At 60.1% G+C, this 20,643-nt stretch carries 18 protein-coding genes; 7 read left to right on the top strand and 11 right to left on the bottom strand.

The genetic code is table 11. The features are described 5' to 3' along the window. Positions 1 to 97 precede the first annotated feature (97 nt). The 7 genes from ACZM8Y_RS14435 to ACZM8Y_RS14405 all read right to left on the bottom strand — a co-directional run bounded on the left by ACZM8Y_RS14435 (position 98) and on the right by ACZM8Y_RS14405 (position 8,252). Positions 98 to 742 (bottom strand): HAD family hydrolase, encoded by a 645-nt coding sequence (locus ACZM8Y_RS14435; protein WP_302553511.1) that lies wholly within the window; start codon positions 740 to 742, stop codon positions 98 to 100. A 4-nt stretch (positions 743 to 746) separates the two neighbouring features. Beyond that, positions 747 to 1,658 carry a phosphoglycerate dehydrogenase gene (locus ACZM8Y_RS14430; RefSeq protein ID WP_308772000.1) on the bottom strand — a complete coding sequence of 304 codons (912 nt, stop codon included), beginning with the start codon at positions 1,656 to 1,658 and terminating at the stop codon, positions 747 to 749. A 63-nt stretch (positions 1,659 to 1,721) separates the two neighbouring features. Then, positions 1,722 to 2,291 carry an acyltransferase gene (locus ACZM8Y_RS14425; protein ID WP_482330479.1) on the bottom strand — a complete coding sequence of 190 codons (570 nt, stop codon included), beginning with the start codon at positions 2,289 to 2,291 and terminating at the stop codon, positions 1,722 to 1,724. 437 nt (positions 2,292 to 2,728) lie between these two features. Then, positions 2,729 to 3,499: a 3-deoxy-manno-octulosonate cytidylyltransferase gene (gene kdsB, locus ACZM8Y_RS14420; RefSeq protein WP_482330478.1), complete on the bottom strand. Its 771-nt coding sequence runs from the start codon at positions 3,497 to 3,499 to the stop codon at positions 2,729 to 2,731. A 24-nt stretch (positions 3,500 to 3,523) separates the two neighbouring features. Next, complete coding sequence (locus tag ACZM8Y_RS14415; protein ID WP_302553515.1) at positions 3,524 to 4,441, bottom strand: NAD-dependent epimerase/dehydratase family protein; 918 nt, start codon at positions 4,439 to 4,441, stop codon at positions 3,524 to 3,526. Positions 4,442 to 4,572: 131 nt separating this feature from the next. Beyond that, positions 4,573 to 5,331, bottom strand: a complete 759-nt coding sequence (locus ACZM8Y_RS14410) for an HpcH/HpaI aldolase family protein (protein ID WP_302553516.1) — start codon at positions 5,329 to 5,331, stop codon at positions 4,573 to 4,575. A 923-nt stretch (positions 5,332 to 6,254) separates the two neighbouring features. Beyond that, positions 6,255 to 8,252 (bottom strand): monovalent cation:proton antiporter family protein, encoded by a 1,998-nt coding sequence (locus ACZM8Y_RS14405; protein WP_482330477.1) that lies wholly within the window; start codon positions 8,250 to 8,252, stop codon positions 6,255 to 6,257. Positions 8,253 to 8,648: 396 nt separating this feature from the next. Here ACZM8Y_RS14405 and trkA point away from each other — a divergent pair, with 396 nt between their 5' ends. Beyond that, positions 8,649 to 10,049 (top strand): Trk system potassium transporter TrkA, encoded by a 1,401-nt coding sequence (trkA, locus tag ACZM8Y_RS14400; RefSeq protein WP_302554738.1) that lies wholly within the window; start codon positions 8,649 to 8,651, stop codon positions 10,047 to 10,049. Between the two features lie 387 nt (positions 10,050 to 10,436). Here the strand turns inward: trkA and ACZM8Y_RS14395 are convergent, their stop codons facing one another. Continuing rightward, positions 10,437 to 10,718, bottom strand: a complete 282-nt coding sequence (locus ACZM8Y_RS14395; protein WP_487479960.1) for a hypothetical protein — start codon at positions 10,716 to 10,718, stop codon at positions 10,437 to 10,439. 298 nt (positions 10,719 to 11,016) lie between these two features. Here ACZM8Y_RS14395 and ACZM8Y_RS14390 point away from each other — a divergent pair, with 298 nt between their 5' ends. From ACZM8Y_RS14390 to ACZM8Y_RS14375, 4 genes are all read left to right on the top strand, one after another. Continuing rightward, positions 11,017 to 12,480 (top strand): TrkH family potassium uptake protein, encoded by a 1,464-nt coding sequence (locus ACZM8Y_RS14390; RefSeq protein ID WP_482330476.1) that lies wholly within the window; start codon positions 11,017 to 11,019, stop codon positions 12,478 to 12,480. Between the two features lie 131 nt (positions 12,481 to 12,611). After that, the gene (locus ACZM8Y_RS14385; RefSeq protein ID WP_302552772.1) at positions 12,612 to 13,259 is read left to right on the top strand and encodes a phosphatidylserine decarboxylase family protein; all 648 of its coding nucleotides are present in this window, start codon (positions 12,612 to 12,614) and stop codon (positions 13,257 to 13,259) included. 54 nt (positions 13,260 to 13,313) lie between these two features. Next, complete coding sequence (pssA, locus tag ACZM8Y_RS14380; protein WP_302552774.1) at positions 13,314 to 14,066, top strand: CDP-diacylglycerol--serine O-phosphatidyltransferase; 753 nt, start codon at positions 13,314 to 13,316, stop codon at positions 14,064 to 14,066. A 190-nt stretch (positions 14,067 to 14,256) separates the two neighbouring features. Further along, complete coding sequence (locus ACZM8Y_RS14375; protein ID WP_302552775.1) at positions 14,257 to 15,828, top strand: 2-isopropylmalate synthase; 1,572 nt, start codon at positions 14,257 to 14,259, stop codon at positions 15,826 to 15,828. A 155-nt stretch (positions 15,829 to 15,983) separates the two neighbouring features. Here ACZM8Y_RS14375 and ACZM8Y_RS14370 read toward each other — a convergent pair whose 3' ends face one another. After that, positions 15,984 to 16,142, bottom strand: coding sequence for a hypothetical protein (locus tag ACZM8Y_RS14370; protein WP_487479962.1), 159 nt, complete (start codon positions 16,140 to 16,142; stop codon positions 15,984 to 15,986). A gap of 189 nt (positions 16,143 to 16,331) precedes the next feature. Between ACZM8Y_RS14370 and leuC the strand changes: the two genes are divergently transcribed. Together leuC and ACZM8Y_RS14360 are read left to right on the top strand one after the other, a co-directional pair. Continuing rightward, positions 16,332 to 17,591, top strand: coding sequence for a 3-isopropylmalate dehydratase large subunit (leuC, locus tag ACZM8Y_RS14365; protein WP_302552780.1), 1,260 nt, complete (start codon positions 16,332 to 16,334; stop codon positions 17,589 to 17,591). A gap of 147 nt (positions 17,592 to 17,738) precedes the next feature. Then, on the top strand, positions 17,739 to 18,242 hold the full coding sequence (locus ACZM8Y_RS14360; RefSeq protein WP_337431998.1) for a 3-isopropylmalate dehydratase small subunit: 504 nt from the start codon (positions 17,739 to 17,741) through the stop codon (positions 18,240 to 18,242). A 534-nt stretch (positions 18,243 to 18,776) separates the two neighbouring features. On the opposite strand, the gene ACZM8Y_RS14355 is transcribed toward ACZM8Y_RS14360, so the two are convergent. Both ACZM8Y_RS14355 and ACZM8Y_RS14350 read right to left on the bottom strand, forming a co-directional pair. Continuing rightward, positions 18,777 to 19,346, bottom strand: coding sequence for a GNAT family N-acetyltransferase (locus tag ACZM8Y_RS14355; protein ID WP_482330475.1), 570 nt, complete (start codon positions 19,344 to 19,346; stop codon positions 18,777 to 18,779). After that, complete coding sequence (locus ACZM8Y_RS14350) at positions 19,343 to 19,816, bottom strand: pyridoxamine 5'-phosphate oxidase family protein (RefSeq protein WP_482330474.1); 474 nt, start codon at positions 19,814 to 19,816, stop codon at positions 19,343 to 19,345. The genes ACZM8Y_RS14355 and ACZM8Y_RS14350 overlap by 4 nt, the downstream gene beginning before the upstream one ends. Positions 19,817 to 20,643: the final 827 nt, after the last annotated feature.

The following is a 20,643-nucleotide window of genomic DNA, read 5'->3' as shown; positions in this document are numbered from 1 at the left end:
CAGGGATTCGATAAGGGGGAATATCTTTGAAGGGGATGGGGGTGGAGGGGGAAGGGGAAACTTTCTTAGAAAGTTTCCCCTTCCCCCTCCAATCTTTTTACTCCTTCCCCGCGAGTCCTTCCAGCCAGGCGTTGAGCCCGGTCAGATCGGAACCGTGGGGATAGGCGGTATTCTCAAAGAAGGGGCCGCGCCCGTAAAACAAGGTCTCGGCGGCTTCGGCGGCGTCGCTGTCCGTGGTGGCGTCACCGACCATGACCGCGTCGGCGGGATCGACGCGCTCCTTGCGGACAATACCCTTGAGCAGTTCCGCCTTGGCGGGCGGGGTGCCGCAGATGCCGGTGAAGTAGCGGGCGAGGCCGCGCCGTTCCAGAACGGACCGGAGCTCTTCCTGCGGCGTGCCGGAGCAGACGTACATGGGCACGCGCCCGTGCCAGCGTTCGAGGACATCCATGACGCCGGGCACGAGCGGCGCGTTCAGGACGTTGTCCAGCGCATAGGAAACGAACCGGGCGCAGCAGTCCTCCATTTCCTCAGGCGTGATTTCCCGGTGGAACACCTCGCGGTAGAGCCATGCGAATTTTTCGCGGCGGCTCACCCCGCCGTGCAGGGTATGGTAGAGGACGAGGCGGTCGCGGGCTTCCGCGCCGAGCGGCTCCGCCACCTGTGCGAAGGCTTTGGTCTTGGCGTCAACGGATTCGAGGATGACGCCGTCGCAGTCGAAAACGATGAGCGAAAGGGCCATACGCTTAGGCTCCGGGGAACAGGACGGCGAGGAGGTTCCTGATGGTGTCCGTTTCCATGATGATCCGCGCTTCCTTGGCGTAGGAGCCGACGTGCGGGGTCAGGATGACGTTGTCCATCTCCTTGAGCGGGCCGTCATAGGGTTCCTTGGCGAAGCAGTCGAGGGCCGCGCCCGCCAGATGCCCGGCGGTGAGCAGGCCGAGGAGAGCCTTTTCGTCGATGAGCCCGCCGCGGGCGATGTTCAGGATGAAGCTGCCGGGGCGCATCAGGGAGAGGCGGCCAAGATCGAGCAGCGGGGCGCCGTTTTCGGTCTTGGGGCAGTGCAGGGTGATGATGTCCGCCCAGCCCATCAGGTCGTCGAGCTCAAGGCGCGTATAGCCGGGGACGTCGGCAAAGGGATCGTGATAGCCGATGTTCACGCCGAACGGTTCGAGGAGGTGCGCCACAGTCCGGCCGATTTTGCCGAAGCCCACGATGCCCACGTTCTTGCCGTGCAGGAGGTTGCCCATGCGCTTCTTCCAGACGCCGGAGCGCAGTTCGCGATCCTGGTGCGGCACTTGGCGGAGCAGGGTGAGGATGAGGCCCAGGGTCAGCTCAGCGACGGCCAGCGTGGGGCCGTCCGGCGTATTGCGGACGGCAATGCCTTTTTCGGCGGCATAGGCGCGGTCCACGTTGTCCATGCCCGTGCCGCAGCGCGAAATGACCTTGAGGTCGGGCAGGGCGTCCATGACTTTTTTGGTGAGCGGTTCGGTTCCGGCGGCGACGCCGTGGCAGCCTTCCAGCATCTGGATGGCTTCCTCTTCCGTCAGGGCGCGGCCCTTGTCGTTCATGACGTATTCGACGCCCGCCTGTTCGAGCAGCTTCAGCGGCTCGTCGCTGTATCGGGCGAAAGAAGATGTGGTGATGGCGATTTTCATGGCGAAACATCCTTTGGGCTGGATGGGAAACGCCGTTCCGGCGTGCGGGGCGGCGTTGGGCAATCAATCCTTGCGACGGCTGCCGATGACGCGCGCGGGGACGCCGCCCACGATGGCGTAGGGCTCCACGTCGCGCGTGACCACGGCGCCCGCCCCGACCACGGCCCCGTGCCCGATGCGGGTTCCGGGGGTGATGGTGCAGTTCGCCGCGATCCAGACGTCATCCTCGATGACGATTTCTCCGTACAGGTGACCCTGTAGCATGATAGGCTTTTCAAGGCTATCAAAACAATGGTTGGCGGCGCGCAAGACGGTTCCGGGGCCGACGGCCACCTGCCTGCCGATGCGGATGAACCCGCCCGATGCGTCCACGGTCACGCCGGGGCTCAGGGCCGCGTCCTCGCCCATCTCCAGCGTCCCGCCCTCGGCATAGAGCTGGCAGCCCCTGCCGATGCGTACGCCGTCCGCGAGGCTCATGTTTTTGCAGCCCTGCATGGCGAGGCCGGTGCCGAACCGGGCCTTGCCGCAGCGTCTGAACAGGGGACGCCACAGGAGCAGGCGCGCGCCCATGCCAGCGGCCGTCGGAATCCACGCCAACGCCGCAATGATGAGTTCTTCGAGGAAATGTTTCATGGTGATATGCCTCCGGCGGGCTTGCACCCGCAAGGGGGCGGCGCCCCCTGGCCCGGCTATGGGTGGATGATGAGCGGGAGGCGCCGCGGTTTCGTCCCTGGCATGCGCCCCCGGCGGATTCTGAAGGCCGCGTCATAGAAAATGGCGGATGCTTTTTCCTTTGAAATCTCAAAGGAACAGCCGGAAAAATGCCTTATCCATGATTCCGCTGATGGGAAAACGGGATAAAAAAGGCTGTATTTTCACCGTGCTGTGGAGATGAAACGACCACATACCCTGACAGGGACATTCTGAAAAGGCGGGCCGAAGTGAATAAAAAGGGGGAAAGCCGCCGCACGACCTCCCCACCCAAAACTTGAGGGGATGAGGGGCGGCGGAGGCGGAAGGCCCTTTCAAAGGGTTTCTTCCCCCTCCGCCGTTTTTCTCCCCTTTCCCCGTTACTTCGTGTAGCTGATGCGCAGGGCGTCGTCCTTCATCATTTCGCGGACGCGTTCGAGGTCTCCCTGCGTATCGACGCTGAGGGTTCGCTTGTCGGTGGGAACCATGCGGACCTTTTCGCCGTGTTCGAGAATGCGCATCATATCGACGGATTCAATGATTTCCAGCGGGCATTCGTCCATCGCGTTGAACTTGATCAGGTAGTCGCGGCGGAAGGGGATGATGCAGACCTGCTTGTGCATGGGCACATGAGGGGTTCCCTTGCGGCGGGACGGGATGGGCTCGCGGGAGAAGTAGAGGGCGTCGCCGTTCAGGTCGGTGACGACCTTCACTTCGTTGGGATCTTCAAATTCTTCCTCGGTGGCGAGGTCGGCCATGAGGTTCACGACGTTGATGGACGGGTCTTTGAGCATGGGCTCGACGGCGGCGTCGATCATGTCGGGGGTGATCATGGGCTCGTCGCCCTGCACCATGACCACGATGTCGGCGCGCTGCCCGGTCATTTCCTCGATCTTGAGCATGGCTTCGGCGGTACGGGTCGTGCAGCGGACATGCGTGTCGGCGGTCATCACGGCCTTGAGCCCGGCGGAGGCCGCGTAGTCCATCACGACCTGATCGCAGGTGGCGATCCATGTGGAGGACAGTTCTTTGCACATGGCGGTGCGGATGGCCACATGGCCGACCATCGGGATGCCGTGGATGTCGGCAAGGGGTTTGCCGGGGAAGCGGCTGGAGCCCATGCGGGCGGGGATAATGGCGATGATATTCATGAGGCGTCTCCTGAGCTGTGTCGGTTAGTCGGCTTTGTCAACCATCAGATACCCGCCGAGCTCCTTGAGGTCGGGGTGCAGTTCCTGATGGATTTCTTCCATGACCTTGAGCACGCCCTGTCCGAGTTCGGTGGACAGGTGAGGGGTCATCTTGCGGCCCACCTTGGGCATGAAGGCGTACGGCGTGATCTGGTAGTGCCCGCTGTTGGGGTCGTGCTGGTACTTGATTTCAATGGGCTTGCCGAGCATTTCCTCGATCATGCGGAACAGGTCGCCCACCCGCATGGGCTGGTTGCCGGTGAGCACGATGTTCTGGTTGGCGTATTCAGGGCTGAGGATTTCCACGGTGCTGAGGGCGGCGTCCTCGACGTGGATGTACTCGCGCAGGGCCGTGGGCGCGCCGTAATAGGTGATCGTGCCCTTTTCCAGCGCCTCGGCCACGAAACGGTTGATCGCGTTGCGGCGGTCGGCGCGTGGGCCGTAGAGCGAGCCGTAGCGCAGGATCGTGTATTCGAGGCCGAACATATCGTGATAATTTTCGATATACAGTTCGCACGACTGTTTGCTGCACCGGTAGAAGCCGCCGGACTTGCCGTACACGTAGAGCGTGCTGGCGAAGACGTAGCGCTTGACCCCGGCCTTGCGGCAGGCTTCGAGCAGGATGACGTTGCCGAGGACGTTGATGCGCGCGGTTTCCACGGGCTTCTGGTTGGATTCGCCGATGTCGGCGAGGCCCGCGAAGTCGAATACGGCGTCCGCGCCGCTCACGACGGCATTGACCAGATCTTCGTCCAAGAGGCTCCCCGTGACCATCTTCTGGTCGGGGCGCAGGTACGGGGAGGGGCGCAGATCGACGATGGTGACGTCATGGCCCGCGTCGGAGAGCTTGTCGCATACGTGCGATCCCAAGAAGCCGGAACCGCCGAAGAAAACGATTTTCATACAGGTTTGTCCTACCTTATTTCCCCTCTTCAAAGCTGAAAGTCTTTGGAGGCGGAGGGGAGGGGTTCGGGGAGGGGAGGAGGAAGCCTTTCTCCAGAAAGGTTCCTCCTCCCCTCCCCGTCATTATCGCGTTACCGTTTCGGGCAGGCGCAGCCGTGGAGGAGGAAAACCGCGTCGATGCCGTAGGCGATGAACCGGTAGCCGTCGGCGATGCACTTGGCGAGGCGTTCGGGTTCGGGCTGCACGACGTGGTTGCCCATGGGCATGTTGTGGCGCTTGCAGGCTTCGTTGATGCTGTCCATCACGGCGACGAAATCGGGGTGATCGAACTGCCCGGTGAGGCCCATCGAGCCGGAGAGGTCATACGGGCCGACCATGATGGCGTCGAGGCGGGGGTGGGACAGGATGGCGTCGAGCTGTTCCACGGCGCGGATATGCTCGATCTGCGCGACGAGGAGGATGTCCTTTGCCGCGCCCACGCGGTAGGGATCGAAATCCCTGCCGTACATATTGGCGCGGGAATAGCCCACGCCCCGGCTGCCGCCCGCGTCGGGGTACAGCGAGAGGCTGATGGCCCGGTCAAGCTGCTCGCGGGATTCGATCATGGGGAAGACGAGCCCCTGCGCGCCGGAGTCCAGCGCGTCCTTGATGGGCCGCAGTTCCGCCTGCGCGATGCGCGCGAAGGGCGTGGAGCCGCCCCGTTCGATGGCGCGGAACACGTCCGGCAGGATGGCCCGCGTGAACGCGCCGTGTTCCATGTCCACCGCCACCCAGTCGTAACCGGATGCGCCCATCACTTCCGCAACGTCCGCCGAAGGGAACTGGAGCCACGTACCGATCGTGGCCTTGCCCCCGCGCATCATAGCCCGTATTTCCTGTGCCGTCTTCATCAAAATATCCCTCTATGTTTTGGGGCCGCCCGCCTCTCCGGGGAGGTGCCCGGCAGCCGGCCTTGCCGGTGGAATGCTTTACAATGTCCCGGCCCCGGCCCGCAGGCCGCCGCCAGCCTGCAACTATAAACCCGCCCGTTCCCGCACGCAAGCTCTGGAGATGTGGGGCGGAAGCAGAGATTGGGGAGGGGGAAGGGAAACTTTCTGGAGAAAGTTTCCCTTCCCCCTCCCCAAACCCCACCCCTTTCCCTTCAAAGACTTTCGTAAACGGGGCGGGCGGCGGTAGCGGCGGCTTGGCGGCCCGTGTCCTGTTGGAAGTTCCCCGGAGCCGCCCTCCTGTGCCCGGAATTTCGCCTGATTGTGCTGGTTGGCTTCGGCGGCTTTCGGGGCGTCCCTCTGCATCTGAATTTCAGCCCCGCAGCGGCATCATCCTGATCTGCGTGGGCCGTTCCTCTACATCTGGAATTTCAGATGCAAGTTTGTTTTTGGGGCTGCCAGATGGGGCCTTTTGCATCCGGCAGCAGCTTGTCGGCGTTGTACCCAAAGGCGAATGGGGCCGTTTCTCCGAACCCGGAATTTCGCCCGATTGTGCTGGTTGGCTTCGGTGACTTTCGGGGCGTCCCTCTGCATCTAAATTTCAGCCCCGCAGCGGCATCATTCTGATCTGCGTGGACCGTTCCCCTGTGTCTGGAATTTTAGCCTCTTGTGCCAGTGTGTCCTTGTTCCACAGTGGGGCCGCCCCTGTACCCGGAATTTTGCCCGGCGTCGTATGGGGTGGTTCCATGATGTATTGTTGTTGGCCCTGCATCCGGCATTCCGCCGCCCTTTCCGGCATTGGAAGCTCATTGCGGCCGCCGTCATCGGGGTTGCCGTATTTTGGGGGCATGTGTTGTTTTTTAGGTTGCTGTGGAGGCATAGAGCCCTTATAAATCCTCGGCTTTCTCCGGTTCGGGATCGGCATGGAAGAAAGGCATGACGGTCGTGAGGGAGGCGGGGGAGGCGAAGAGGAACACCGTATCGTCGCCGTGGAGGAAGGCGTCCCCGCCGGGCGAGGGGATGATCTGCCCGGCGTGGCGGATGCCGACGACGGTGACGCCGTATTTCCTGCGGAGCGAGGTATCCGTCAGGCGTTTGCCGTCGAGGGCGCAGCCGGGCTCGACCTTGCAGGCCACCACTTCAAGCCCGGTGAGGACTTCATCGGCGAGCGAGGGCAGATCCATGCCGGTCATGCGGAGCTGGCGGGCCATGTTGTAGTATTCGTGCCGGATGCTGTTCACGAACCGTTCGATGGTCTGGCGCGGGACGAGGTAATACCCGAGCACGCGGGAGAAGACTTCGATGGACGTTTCAAAATCCTCAGGGATGACGTCGTTGGCTCCAAGCCGCCGCAGGGCGTCCACTTCGCCAAGGAAGCGGGTACGCACCACGATGTGCACTTTCGGGTTGAGCTTGCGGGCTACGGCGGTGATGGCCCGGACAGCCGAGGGATCGGAAATCACCACGGCGATGACGCGCGCGTTCCTGATGCCGAAATGCTCCAGCACGAGGGGCTTGGAGGCGTCGCCGCCGTGGATGGGTTCCTTGCCGCCGTAGCGCGACACGGTATCAGGGTTCATTTCAAGGATAACGTAGGGGATGCCCGCCTCGCGCGCAGTGCGGGCCAGATGCTTGCCGCCCACGCCGAAGCCTACGATAATCAGGTGATCCTTGAGGGATTCGTCCTTTGGGGCGGCGGCTTCCTCATCAATGGGCAGGTGCAGGTAGCGGCTCACGAAGGAGGCCACCTTGGGCGCGGCTTCCATGACCGTGGGGGTCAGGATCATGGTCACGATGCTCGCCGCGAGGAACATCTGGTAGGCGTCGTCGTCCATGAGGCCGCCGTTTACGGCGGAACTGGCCAGCACGAAGGAGAATTCGCCGATCTGCGCAAGGCTCATGGCGGCGAGGATGGAGACGCGCAGGGGGTATCCCACCAACAGCATGGGCGGCAGGGACAGGACGGATTTCAGGAGGATGAGCAGGGCCGCAAAGAGAAAGACCTTGTCCAGATGGTGCACGAGGAAGTCCACGTCGAGCAGCATGCCCACGGAGATGAAGAACAGGCTGGTGAAGACGTCCTTAAAGGGGAGGATGCCTTCGAGGACGTTGAGGCTGTATTCCGATCCGGAGAGCAGGAGCCCGGCAAGGAACGCGCCGAGGGCGAGGGAGAGGCCGAGCGAGGCCGTGCCGAGGGCGATGGCGAAGCACAGGCCGAGCACGGTCATGAGCATAAGCTCCTTGCTCCGGGTGCGGAGCACGAGCTGCATGACGCGGGGAACCACATGGCGGGCGAGGAGCCAGCCGCCGACGAGGATCACCAGCGTCCGCCCGGCGGAGATGAGCATCCCCCAAATGTCCGTGTCCCCCTCCCCGGCGAGGATCGGGATGGCGAGCATCATGGGGACGACGGCGATGTCCTGAAAGATGAGCACGGAAAAGTCGAGCCTGCCCTGCGGGGATTCCGACTGTGCCTTCTGCTGGAGGCGGCTGAGCACGATGGCGGTGGAGGACAGGGAGGCGAGGAAGCCGTACATCATGCTTTCTTGCCATGTCTGGCCTATGAGCACGCCAAGGCCCATGAACGCGCCGATGGTCAGCACCACCTGCGCCGTGCCGCCGACGAACACGGGGCGCTTCAGGCGCATGAGTTCTTCCCCGGACATCTCAAGGCCGATGGAGAACAGCAGCAGGACCACGCCGATCTCCGCCAGCAGTTCGACCGCGTGGGGGTTCTGGACGAGCCCCAAGGCCGTGGGGCCGCACAGGACGCCGGTCAGCAGGAACCCCACAATCGGCGGTATCTTGATTTGGTGGCAGACGAGCAGGACGCCGATGGAAAGGCAGAAAATAGCGACGATGTCGGGAAGAAGGGGGATATCCATAGCAGTGGGGGCTCCATAAAACGAAAGGCTCTGTTATGGCATGTGGTTGCTTCATCTCCACCGTGCGGTGAAAAATACAGCTTTTTTCCAGTTTTCCCCTCGGCGGGATCCACGGCTAAGGCCTTTTTCCGGTTATCCCTTTGGAGTTTCAAGGAAAAAACATCAGCCATTTTCTATGACACAGCCAAACGAAAAGGGTGAATAGTGCATTCTTTTAAGATAGCTGCATTGATAAGGCAAGCGTAAAGGCCGGATTGTCGAGTGTTCATGCGGGCTGGGGCGCTTTTTCTAGTTTTCCCTTGGAATGTTTTCCGCTACACTGCGGCAGCCTGAATCCTTGTGATGCTCTGTTGTTTCAGAGCAATTCCAATTTTAATAGGCGTTGTTGGAGGCTTTATGCTGTTTCGTCGTGCTCCCCAGAAAGTGGAAGAACTCAAAATCGTCATCGTGGGAGCGGGGGAAGTGGGGTTCCACATTGCACAGCGCTTGTCCGAAGAGCAGAAGCAGGTTGTGGTGATTGACCAGAACCCGGACAAGCTCCGCAGGATAGAAGACAGTATGGACGTGCAGACCGTGCTCGGTTCCGGCTCCATCCCTTCGGTGCTCAAGGATGCGGGGGCGGGCGACGCCGCCATTTTTCTGGCCGTGACCGACAGCGACGAAACCAATATCGTCGCCTGCCTGTTCGCCAACGCCATCGCCCCCAAGGCTGTGAAGCTGGCGCGCATACGCACGGAAGAATATACCGCCTATCCCCAACTGCTCGGCAGCGGCTCCCTGCAAATCAGCATGCTCATCAACCCGGAACAGGAGATCGTCCGCTCCATCGAGCGCCTGCTCACGCTGCCCGGCGCCGTGGAGTACGGCCAGCTTGCCGACGGGTTCATCCGTATGGTCGGGATGCGCGTGGAGGGCGGCCCGCTCATCGATCAGCCGCTGACCCGTTTCCGGGAAATCGTGCGGGACGACGGCATCATGGTCGGGGCCATCGCCCGCGGCCAGAAGCTCATCGTCCCTTCCGGTTCCGACGCCATCAAGATGGGGGACACCGTCTATTTCGCCTACAAGCCCACCAGCCAGCGGGCTTTGCTCCATGCGCTGCACAAGACGCGGGGCAGCCTCGGCACGGCCTGCATCGTGGGCGGAGGGAACATCGGCCTGCGTCTGGCGCGGCTCTTTGAGAACAAGGGCGTGGATACCAAACTGATCGACATCAGCGAGGATCGCTGCGAATATCTGGCGGATCAGCTTCAGGGCACGCTGGTTCTGCACGGCGACGGTACGGACAAGTCCCTCCTGCAGGAAGAGCATATCGACCAGATGGACGCCTTCATCGCGGTAACCGGCGATGAGGAATCGAATATTTTGTCCTGCCTGCTGGCGAAGTCCCTCGGCGTGAAGGAAACCGTGGCCCGCGTGAACAAGGCCGCCTACCTCCCGCTTGTGGAGGCCATCGGCATCGCGCACAGCGTAAGCCCACGCTTGTCCGCCGTGAACAGCATTTTGCAGTACATCCGGCAAGGCAAGGTGCTTTCCAGCGTCTCCGTGGGCGGCGACGCCGCCGAAATGCTTGAGGCGCTGGTGGATGAGGAATCCCTTATCGCCGGGAAGCGCGTCTATGAGCTTGGCCTGCCCAAGGGGATACTTCTGCTTGGGGTCATCCGGGGCGGCGAGGCGTTCATCCCTTCAGGCCAGACCGTCATCCAGCCGCAGGATCGCATCGTCCTGCTCAGCCTCCGCGAGAAGATGAGCAAGCTCGAAGATATCGTTGCGGAAAAAAAGAAGGCTGTGTCCTAAGTCGTGTCGTTGTTTTAGGCTCTGTTATAGTTTGTGGTTGTTTCATCTCCACAGTGAGGTGAAAATATAGCCTTTTTCTCCAATTTTTCCCTTGGCGGGATCCACGGCCAAGGCATTTTGCCGGTTATCCCTTTGGAGCTTCAAGGAAAAAAGCATCAACCATTTTCTATAACACAGCCTTGTTTTATATATAACTATTTGAAATCATAGAAAATAATATTTTATGGCTTGAGAATGGTTAAATAATTTCAATAGATTATATTTAATTGATGGCATGGCCTAGAAAATGGCTGATGTCTTTTTCCTCGAAGTTCCAAGGGAATAACCAACAAAATACCTCAGCCATGAAGTCCGCCAAGGGGAAAACTGGAGAAAAAGCCCGTATTTTTACCGCACTGTGGAGATGAAACAACCGCATACCATAACAGGGCCATGTTTTTCCTTGAAACTCCAAAGGAATAGTCGACAAAGCACCTTAACCATAGATTCCGCCAATGGAAAAAGCTGGATGAAATTTTTATTGGCTGTGTCATAGAAAGCGGTTGATGCTTTATTTCCTTGAAATTCCAAAGAAATAACCAATAAAATCCCCCAATCACAGAGCCCATCAGCGGAAAGATTGGAGAAAAAACGTGTATTTTCAGTATATTGATGAAACAAAACAACCATGTACTATGACAGAGCCTTTTTATTTCGCTGTGCTGTGAAAATGAAACAACCGTATGCCATGACAGGGCCTTGCTTTTTTATCCGGCATTTCAAGGGATAAAACACCAATCGTTTGACGATGGATATGAAGCGCCTTCCCAAAAGGCTCTCCCATTTCCGGGAAGGCTGGAAACAGGGATTCGATAAGGTCAAAAGTCTTTGAAGGGGATAGGGAGGGGTTTGGGGAGGGGAAGGGGTGCCTTTCTCCAGAAAGGCACCCCTTCCCCTCCCCAATCTTCCCTCACCAAAAGGGGCAGCCATGCAAATACGTTCGGTTCTGTTCATCGTGGGAGTGCTGCTGGCGTGCGTGGGCACGTCGCTGGTGCTGCCGCTTGGGGTGTCGCTGTGGTATGGGGACGGGGCGTTCCTCGGCCTGCTCTCGTCGCTGGCGATCATGGTGGGCGGCGGGCTCGCCTTGGCGTATGCCAACCGCTCGCAGACGCCCCTGAACCTGACCTTGCGCGACGGGTTCGCCGTGGTGGGCATCTGCTGGATCGTGGCGAGCTTCGCGGGCGGGCTGCCGTTCGTGCTGACGTCGACGGCCTCGGTGACGGATGCGGTCTTTGAGGCCGCGTCGGGCTTCACGACCACGGGCGCAACGGTTTTTGCGGATATCGAAGCCCTGCCGCACGGCCTGCTCATGTGGCGCAGCCTGACCCACTGGATCGGCGGCCTTGGGATCATCCTGCTCTCGCTGATCGTCCTGCCGCTGCTCGGCGTCGGCGGGATGCAGCTGTACCGGGCCGAGGTGACGGGGCCGAGCCCCGGCAAGCTCACGCCGAGGATGCAGGACACCGCCCTCACGCTTTGGCGGGTTTACTGCCTGATGACGGTCGTGCTGACCGTGCTGCTGTACATCGCGGGCATGGACTGGTTCGACGCGCTCAACCACAGCTTTTCAACCGTGGCGACGGGCGGCTTTTCAACCAAGAACGCCTCAATCGCCGCGTACCCGCAGGCATCCATCCAATGGATTCTGATTTTTTTCATGTTCATCGCGGGCATCAATTTTTCCCTGCACGCGCAGGCGCTGAGGGGCGTGGTCAAGGTTTACCTGCGTAATCAGGAATGCTGCTTTTATACCGGGCTGCTCATCCTCGGCTCCGCGGTCATCGTGGCGGGGCTCGTGGAGCACGGCCTGTTTGGGATAGGTTCGCTTTCGGAATTCGAGCAGGTCACGCGGGCGGCGGTGTTCCAGCTCGTTTCCGTTTGTACGACCACGGGGTTCGTTTCGGAAAACTTCAACCTCTGGCCTTCGATTACGCTGGTCATCCTTTTGATGTTCATGCTGATGGGCGGCTGCGCGGGCTCCACGGGCGGCGGCGTCAAGGTCATGCGCCTCGTGATGCTGTTCCGACTGGCGTACCTGGAGATCTTCCGCCTGCTGCACCCCCGTTCCGTGCGCCACCTCAAGAGCGCCGGGAAGTCCGTGCCCGTTGAAGTCATTTCGGGGGTGGTCGGCTTTTTCCTGTTGTATCTCATCGTTACCACAGCGGGTACGATTGTCCTGACCGTGCAGGACATGGATCTGATGAGCGCGTTCACGGCGACGCTGACCTGCATTTCCAATGTGGGGCCGGGGCTCGGCAGCGTGGGGCCGGTGGACAACTTCGGCCATGTCCCGGCGTTGTCCAAATGGGTTCTGACGCTGTGCATGCTGCTGGGCCGTCTGGAGATTTACGCTATCCTCGTGCTGTTCGTCCCTGAGTTCTGGCGGGACTAGCCGGGCCGTGGGCAACGCGGCGATGCAGGGTTGCATCCGTGGCCTTTTTCGGTCATGATCCGAAAATCACGTTTAACCTTATTGGGCCGGGAAGGGCAGCCGTTCCCCGGCCATAAAGTGAAGGATGACAGATGCGAAAAGGCAATATCGGTGTGGCGCCGGAAGGGTTGCCGTTCCTCTTTCTGCTCGCGCTGACGGCGCTGGCGTTTGCGGCGCTGCGCTTTTGGCCGCTGGCGCTGGTTTTTCTTGTGCTTACGTGGTTTTCCGGGCATTTTTTCCGGGATCCCGAACGTGTGGTGCCCTCGGAGGATGACATCGCCGTCAGCCCCGCCGACGGCCGGGTGATCCGCGTGGAGCCGAAAGCCGATCCCATCACGGGGGAGGTTCGGCCCTGCATCAGCATTTTCATGAATGTGTTCAATGTGCACGTCAACCGTTCGCCCGTCGCCGGACGGGTGGAGGCCATCCGCTATTTCCCCGGCAAGTTCTTCAACGCCGCGCTCGACAAGGCGTCCACGGACAACGAACGCTGCGCGTACCTTGTGCGCGACGACGGCGGGCGGCCCTGGGTTATGGTGCAGGTGGCTGGGCTCATCGCCCGGCGGATCGTCTGCCGTGTGGAAGAGGGGGACACCCTCGCCCGCGGCGAACGCTACGGCATGATCCGTTTCGGCTCTCGGGTTGACCTCTATCTTCCTCCCGACTATAGTGCTGTCGTTACCAACGGTGATGTGGTCGCGGCAGGAGAAAGCATCCTGGCCAGAAAATTTCAGGCCTAGCGCCTCTTCGACGCGGCCGGAATCTGCTCGCAGGATTCCCACAGGTACCTTATTATGCAAGAAGAAAAACCCGTTCGGCGGGGAGTGTATATCCTCCCGAACCTTTTTACCACTGCCAGCCTGTTTACGGGCTTTCTTGCCATGCTCCTCGCGGTGCAGGGCAATATCGAAGGCAGTGCCCTCGCTATCCTGTTCAGCGCCCTCATGGACGGCCTGGACGGGAAAGTCGCCCGTTTGACCAATACGGCCAGCGAATTCGGCATCCAGTATGACTCGTTGGCCGACCTTGTGGCCTTCGGCGTCGCTCCCGCGTTCACTTCGTGGATGTGGGTGCTCGAAGGCTACGGCAAGCTCGGCATCGGCGTGGCCTTCCTCTATGTGGCCTGCACAGCCCTGCGCCTGGCGCGTTTCAACGTCTGCGTCACCACGGTGAGCAAGAAGTTCTTCGTCGGGCTCCCCTGCCCGGCAGCCGGGTGCGCCGTCGCCATGTTCATCCTCTTCTCTTCCTATCTCCCGTCATGGTTGGAAGCCCGCACGCCGTTCCTCGGCCTGCTCATCACCTTTGTGATGGCCCTGCTCATGGTCAGCCGCGTGCGCTATTTCTCGTTTAAGGAATACGGCTTCCTGAAGACGCACGCCTTCAGCTCCATGATCTCCGCTTTGCTTGTGTTCGTGCTCATCTTGTCCCAGCCCGTTGTTTTCGGGTTCCTGTTGGGCGCGATCTACCTTCTGTCCGGCCCCATCTACACCTACATCATTCTGCCCCGCCGCAACCGGCAGCTCCTAGGGAGCCTTACGCAGAATTAACGGTGAATGGCGCTTTGATCCGGGGGAGGGAAGGGAACCTGATTAGAGCGGTTCCCTATCCCTCCCTTCTGCATATGAGAGCTTTTTTACGGAAAACAGCAATAAAACCGTATAGTTGTAAGAAGTCGCATCGGGCGGCGTCAGGACTGAGGCGGGCTGTTTCCGGCTGAAAGACTCCAAGGAGAATCCCATGTCCAATCGCGTCATTATTTTCGACACGACGCTCCGTGATGGTGAGCAGTCCCCCGGCGCTACCATGAACCTTCAGGAAAAGCTCCGTATGGCGCGCCAGTTGGAGAGCCTCGGGGTGGACGTCATCGAAGCCGGATTCCCGGCTTCCAGCGTGGGCGACTTTGAAGCCGTCCATGCCATCGCCAACGCCGTCACCGACGTGCAGGTCGCCGCGCTCGCCCGCTGCAACAAGAACGACATCGACCGCGCATGGCAGGCCCTGAACGGGGCGCGCAACCCGCGTATCCACGTTTTCCTCGCCACCTCGCCCATCCACATGGAGTACAAGCTCCGCAAGACCCCGGATCAGGTCGTGGAAATGGCCGTCGCCGCCGTGCGCCACGCCGCCAAGTATACCAACAACGTGGAATTTTCCGCCGAGGACGCCTCGCGTTCCGATCCTGACTTCCTCGTCCGCGTGTTCACCGAGGTCATCAACGCCGGGGCCACCACCATCAACGTGCCCGATACCGTCGGCTATGCCCAGCCCGGCGAATACGGCAAGCTGATCAAATACGTCATCGAAAACACCCCGAATTCCCACAAGGCCGTGTTCAGCGTGCATTGCCACGACGACCTTGGGCTTGCCGTCGCCAACAGCCTGAGCGCCATCCAGAACGGCGCACGTCAGGCCGAAGTGACCCTTTGCGGCATCGGCGAACGCGCGGGCAATGCCTCTCTGGAAGAAATCGTCATGGCGATGAAGGTTCGCCCCGACGTGTACGGCGTGGACTGCGGCATCCAGAACGAACAGCTTTATCCGGCCTGCCGCCTGCTGTCGCTCATCATCGGCCGCCCCATCGCCGCGAACAAGGCCATCGTGGGCAGCAACGCCTTTGCGCATGAGTCCGGCATCCATCAGGACGGCATGCTGAAGAACCGCGAAACCTACGAAATCATGACGCCCCAGTCCATCGGCCGCAAGTCCACGGATCTCGTCATCGGCAAGCACTCCGGCCGCAACGCCGTGCGCACCCGCCTTGAGGAACTGGGCTACCGTCTGGACGACGAACAGGTCAACGTGGTGTTCGCCGCCGTGAAGGAGCTCGCGGACAAGAAGGCCAACGTGCATGACGAAGACCTCGAAGCGCTGGTCTTCTCCGAAGTCTACCGCCTGCCGGATCGCTACCGCCTGGGCAACGTCTCCGTGCAGACGACGATGGGCTCCTCCATGCCCGCCACCGCCGCCGTGGTCATTCAGGCCGGGGAAGAGGAAATGCGCCGCGCCGGGTTCGGGGCCGGCCCCATCGACGCGACCTTCAACGTCATTTCCCAGATTGTAAGCCGCGCCCCTGATCTGGAGCAGTTCAGCATCAACGCCATCACCGGCGGCACGGACGCGCAGGGCGAGGTGACCGTGCGCCTGCGCGAAGGCGAATACAGCGCCACGGGCCGCGGTTCCGACCCGGACATCATCGTCGCCAGCGCCAAGGCCTACATTGATGCCCTGAACCGCCTCGACCACAAGGAGCGTGACGCCATCCGCACGCAGGAAGCCACCGGCGAACCGGCCATCAATACGTGCAACTAAGGCGCGGGGCCGGGGGAAAGCCGCAGCGGGCCGTTCCTCCGGCTTCCGCCCCTTAGCCGGGCTAATGGGCAGCGCCGCGCTTTCCCTGCGCAGCCCCGGTTTCCGGGGTAAAGCGGTTTGCGAGACATTCGCCGTTTCGATGATTTCCTAAAAATTCATTTTTGAATTGGCTGTGTTATAGAAAATGGTTGATGCTTTTTTCCTTGAAGTTCCAAAGGGATAACCGGCAAAATGCCTTGGTCGTGGATCCCGCCAAGGGGAAAACCGGAGAAAAAGGCTGTATTTTCACCGCACTGTGGAGATGAAACAACCACAACCTATAACAGGGCCTTTGAATTTCAGGTAATTGAAATACGGCTTCCCTTGCGGGAGCGGATGCCTCGGTTTGCCGGGCGCTGGCCTTTCGGCCGAAAAAATGTTGTAACGATTCCGATTGATGTGGAAACGCGGAATGGCGTTTTCGTCCGTCGGTCGGGAAACCTTTTACCTTCTGGAGCCGTCCCATGCCTCATACTCTTGCCCAGAAAATCCTTCAGGCCCACACGGATGAAGAAGTCCGTGAAGCCGGGCAAATCGTCAACTGCCATCTTTCCGGCGTGCTCGCCAACGACATCACCGGGCCGCTTGCCATCAAGTCCTTCCGGGCGATGGGCGCGACCAAGGTGTTCGACAAGGATCGCGTCTTTCTGGTGATGGATCACTTCACCCCGCAGAAGGACATCGATTCCGCCAATCAGGTGATGGTGACCCGCAAGTTCGCGCAGGAAATGGGCGTCACCCACTATTATGAAGGCGGGGACTGCGGCGTCGAGCACGCCCTCCTGCCCGAACAGGGCCTTGTGAAGCCCGGCGACCTCGTGATCGGCGCGGACAGCCACACCTGCACCTACGGCGGCCTCGGCGCGTTTGCGACCGGCCTCGGCTCCACGGACGTCGCCGCAGGCATGGCGCTCGGCAAGCTGTGGTTCAAGGTGCCTCCGACCATCCGTGTGGAATTTGAAGGCAAGATGCCCAAATGGCTGCGCGGCAAAGACCTGATCCTGCGGCTCATCGGCGACATCGGCGTGGACGGCGCCCTGTACAAGGCGCTGGAATTCGGCGGCGAGACCCTCTCCGAGCTTGATGTCGAAGCGCGCCTCTGCATCTCCAATATGGCGATTGAAGCGGGCGGCAAGTGCGGCCTGTTCCCGTCCGACGAGAAAACGCTCGCCTATTGCCGCGATCACAACAACCCCGACGCAAAACTCATTGCAGCGGACGCCGGTGCGACGTATGAAAGGATCGTGCGCATCGATGTGAGCGGCATGGAGCCGCAGGTGTCCTGCCCGCACCTGCCCGAAAACACGAAGCCCGTTTCCGAAGTCAAGGACGTGACCATCAATCAGGTGGTCATCGGCTCCTGCACCAACGGACGCATTTCCGATATGCGCGACGCCGCCGAAGTGCTCAAGGGCCGCAAGGTCGCCAAGGGCGTGCGCTGCATCGTCCTGCCCGCGACGCCCGCCATCTGGCGTCAGGCCATGAAGGAAGGGCTGTTTGAGATCTTTACCGATGCCGGCTGCATCGTCGGCCCGCCCACCTGCGGCCCCTGCCTTGGCGGCCACATGGGCATCCTCGGCGACGGCGAGCGCTGCATCGCCACCACCAACCGCAACTTCCGCGGCCGCATGGGCAGCCTCGAAGCCGAAGTGTATCTTGCCAGCCCCTGTACGGCTGCGGCTTCCGCCGTCACCGGCGTGATCACCAGCCCCGAAAAGTTGTAATGCCGTCCGGCCGGGTTGCCCCTCAGGGCGGCCCGGAGCACGAGGCGCACCGGAGCGGCTCCGCCCGGCCGCCTCGGTTCCGCCGCATCCTTTCGGGGTGCGCGGATCCCGTGGATTTTTCTAGCGTGAGTACTACAGGAGAACCATATGCCTTTCACTGGTGTATCGCATAAAGTCGGTGAACATATCGATACCGACGCCATCATCCCGGCCCGTTTCCTTGTGACGACCGATCCCAAGAAGCTCGGCGAAAACTGCATGGAAGGCCTTGAGCACGGCTGGGTCAAGCGCGTGCAGGTGGGCGACATCCTCGTGGCCGAGCGCAACTTTGGTTGCGGCTCCTCCCGCGAGCACGCCCCCATCGCCATCCTCGGCGCGGGCATGAAGGCCGTCATCGCGCACAGCTTCGCCCGCATCTTCTACCGCAACGCCTTCAACATGGGGCTGTTGCTGCTGGAAATCGGCGACGACGTGAACAAGATCAAGGACGGCGACAAGCTCGAAGTCAGCCCCGAAGAGGGCCTGATCAAGAACCTGACCACCGGCGAGACCATCAAGGTTCCCGCGCTGTCCCCCGTCATGCAGAACCTCATCGACAAGGGCGGCCTCGTGAACTACGTCCGCGAAGAGATTCAGGCTGAAGGGAAGTAGTGGGATTGTGAAAGATTGGGGAGGGGAAGGGGAACCTTTCTGGAGAAAGGTTCCCCTTCCCCTCCCCAAACCCCTCCCTTTCCTCTCCAAAGACTTTCGTGTTTATTGAATCCCTGTTGCCGGTTTTCCCGGTTGAGGGAAGTAACCCGCCTGAGCGATGTCCGTTCGGGCGGGTTTTTGTGTGTGGGGGAGGGGATTGTTTTGTGTGTGGGCGGATGGCAGGAGGGCAAGCGTTGCAAGGGAATAGTTATGCGTTGGGGCTCCTGCCGTAGTTCCCCTTGCTGCCGGAAAGGTTGGAGGGGATGGGGCCGGAAGGAACTGTCTGGAAGCCCTGCCTCAGGGCAAGAACCCTGATCCGTATGCTGTGGCTGTGTCATAGAAAATGGTTGGCGCTTTTTTCCTTGAAGTTCCAAAGGAATGACCGGCAAAGCGCCTTAACCACGGATTCCACCAAGGGGAAAGTTGGAGAAAAAGGCTGTATTTTACCGTGTTGTGGAGATGAAACAGTCCTATGCCATGACACAGCCTGTGCCGTCACTCCCAGAAATCTTTCAGCATCCTGTAGAGTACATGGCGATGGAGCGGGTGATCCGGCGGCAGGGCGGGATGATCGAAATCCTCGGCGGGGTTGTGGAGCATCCCAAGCCGCCGCATAAGTCCCTGTGACGGAAGGTTGGTTTCCGCGGTGAAGGCGACGACTTCGGGAAGGTTCAGAACCTTGAAGGCGTAGCCCATCACGCTGCGGGCGGCTTCGAGGGCGTATCCCGTGCCCCAGTATTCGGGCAGGAACCGCCAGCCGATTTCCACGCAGGGCGTAAACGGCGCGTCAAAAGCCGCCCGCGCAAGCCCGGTGAACCCGGCGAGGTTTCCGGTGGCCTTGTCTTCCACAGCCCAGAACGTAAATCCGTGCTCCTCCTGATGTGCCTGAATCCGGGCCAGAAGCGCGTCGCTTTCGGCTTCGGAGAGCGTGGACGGGAAGAACTTCATGACGCGGGGATCGGCGTTCATACGGCGGAAAGCGGCACGATCCGCCTCATCCCAAAGGCGAACCCGCAGGCGTTCCGTAACGAGCTGAAAGGGCTGATGCGTCGGCGAAGGGTTCATACTTTGAGCGCTTCCTCTTCGCCGGGGGCGTATTTCCCCATGAGCGAGTCGATGTCGATGCGGATGATGGCGACCCTGTTGATCATGGAATCGGGGGCGGGGCGCGGGCACAAGGACTTGTAGCGCACGGTGATGGCATCGAGCGCGGTGCGTTTTTCCTCCTTGTCCTCGACGATGGCCGCCGTCCCGGTTCCGCAGACGCTGCGGAACGTGGTTGTGGCCTTCTCGCGGATGATGCGGACATCCACATAGGCGGAGAACCCCACGCGGGGGTTCTTGCGGATCAAGTCCATTTTCTTCCCGGTGAACGCGGTATGGATGTACAGCGCGTCGCCCAGCAGGACAAAATTTACCGGGAAGGCATACGGGGCCCCGTCGCCGTCGTTCAGGGCAATCACCATGTCGTCGGCGTCGTTCAGAACGCCGTTAATGAAGTCCCGATCTGTACGGAACCTGTCCTTCATTCCCATTGCTTCGCTCCTTGTAAAGAAAAGGCCGTCTCATGAGGAAACGGTTGATGCGTTCTTTTGGGCTCTGTTATAGCATGATGTGGTTATTTCATCTCCACAGCACTGTGAAAATACAGCCTTTTTCCGGCTTCCCCTTGGCGGGGCTCACGGCTAAGGCATTTTGCCGGTTATCCCTTTGGAGCTTCAAGGAAAAAAGCATCAACCATTTTCTATGGCACAGGCTTTTGAAATTCCAAAGGATAGCCATATACTTCAGCCTTGGAGTCCTCCAGCGGAAAAACTGGGGCAAAAAGCCGTATTTTCACCATGCTGTGGAGATGGGGTAATCATATCCTATAGTTGAGCCAAGAAAAACAGCGCCGGAAGAGAGACGTTCTCCCTTTCGATGGTTTTCTAAAGCTCTGTTATAGTTATGTGGTTGTTTCATCTCCACAGTGCGGTGAAAATACAGCCTTTTTTCCAGCTTTCTCCTTGGCGGGGCTCACGGCTAAGGCATTTTGCCGGTTATCTCTTTGGGGCTTCAAGGAAAAAAGCATAACCATTTTCTATGGCACAGGCTTTTGAAATTCCAAAAGGATAGCCATATATCTCACCCCTTGGAGCCCTCCAGCGGAAAAACTGGGGCAAAAAGCCGTACTTTCACCATGCTGTGGAGATGGGACAATCATATCCTACAGTTGAGCCAAGAAAAACAGCGCCGGAAGAGAAACATTCGCCCTTTCGATGATTTTCTAAAAAATTCATTTTGAATTTCATACAGTTGAAATGCTGCTTTCATTGCAAAGGCGAATATCTCGGAAGAGTCGCTGCCTTGCCCTCACCCCCAC

This window comes from Bilophila sp. (assembly GCF_057864385.1).
This window is presented reverse-complemented; position numbering and strand designations above follow the sequence as displayed.

What these genes read in the sequence shown, in the direction of transcription:
- ACZM8Y_RS14435 (WP_302553511.1), bottom strand. Translation starts at nt 742, where the DNA reads ATGGCCCTTTCGCTCATCGTTTTCGACTGCGACGGCGTCATCCTCGAA.
- ACZM8Y_RS14430 (WP_308772000.1), bottom strand. Translation starts at nt 1,658, where the DNA reads ATGAAAATCGCCATCACCACATCTTCTTTCGCCCGATACAGCGACGAG.
- ACZM8Y_RS14425 (WP_482330479.1), bottom strand. Translation starts at nt 2,291, where the DNA reads ATGAAACATTTCCTCGAAGAACTCATCATTGCGGCGTTGGCGTGGATT.
- kdsB (WP_482330478.1), bottom strand. Translation starts at nt 3,499, where the DNA reads ATGAATATCATCGCCATTATCCCCGCCCGCATGGGCTCCAGCCGCTTC.
- ACZM8Y_RS14415 (WP_302553515.1), bottom strand. Translation starts at nt 4,441, where the DNA reads ATGAAAATCGTTTTCTTCGGCGGTTCCGGCTTCTTGGGATCGCACGTA.
- ACZM8Y_RS14410 (WP_302553516.1), bottom strand. Translation starts at nt 5,331, where the DNA reads ATGAAGACGGCACAGGAAATACGGGCTATGATGCGCGGGGGCAAGGCC.
- ACZM8Y_RS14405 (WP_482330477.1), bottom strand. Translation starts at nt 8,252, where the DNA reads ATGGATATCCCCCTTCTTCCCGACATCGTCGCTATTTTCTGCCTTTCC.
- trkA (WP_302554738.1), top strand. Translation starts at nt 8,649, where the DNA reads ATGCTGTTTCGTCGTGCTCCCCAGAAAGTGGAAGAACTCAAAATCGTC.
- ACZM8Y_RS14395 (WP_487479960.1), bottom strand. Translation starts at nt 10,718, where the DNA reads ATGGTTGTTTTGTTTCATCAATATACTGAAAATACACGTTTTTTCTCC.
- ACZM8Y_RS14390 (WP_482330476.1), top strand. Translation starts at nt 11,017, where the DNA reads ATGCAAATACGTTCGGTTCTGTTCATCGTGGGAGTGCTGCTGGCGTGC.
- ACZM8Y_RS14385 (WP_302552772.1), top strand. Translation starts at nt 12,612, where the DNA reads ATGCGAAAAGGCAATATCGGTGTGGCGCCGGAAGGGTTGCCGTTCCTC.
- pssA (WP_302552774.1), top strand. Translation starts at nt 13,314, where the DNA reads ATGCAAGAAGAAAAACCCGTTCGGCGGGGAGTGTATATCCTCCCGAAC.
- ACZM8Y_RS14375 (WP_302552775.1), top strand. Translation starts at nt 14,257, where the DNA reads ATGTCCAATCGCGTCATTATTTTCGACACGACGCTCCGTGATGGTGAG.
- leuC (WP_302552780.1), top strand. Translation starts at nt 16,332, where the DNA reads ATGCCTCATACTCTTGCCCAGAAAATCCTTCAGGCCCACACGGATGAA.
- ACZM8Y_RS14360 (WP_337431998.1), top strand. Translation starts at nt 17,739, where the DNA reads ATGCCTTTCACTGGTGTATCGCATAAAGTCGGTGAACATATCGATACC.
- ACZM8Y_RS14355 (WP_482330475.1), bottom strand. Translation starts at nt 19,346, where the DNA reads ATGAACCCTTCGCCGACGCATCAGCCCTTTCAGCTCGTTACGGAACGC.
- ACZM8Y_RS14350 (WP_482330474.1), bottom strand. Translation starts at nt 19,816, where the DNA reads ATGGGAATGAAGGACAGGTTCCGTACAGATCGGGACTTCATTAACGGC.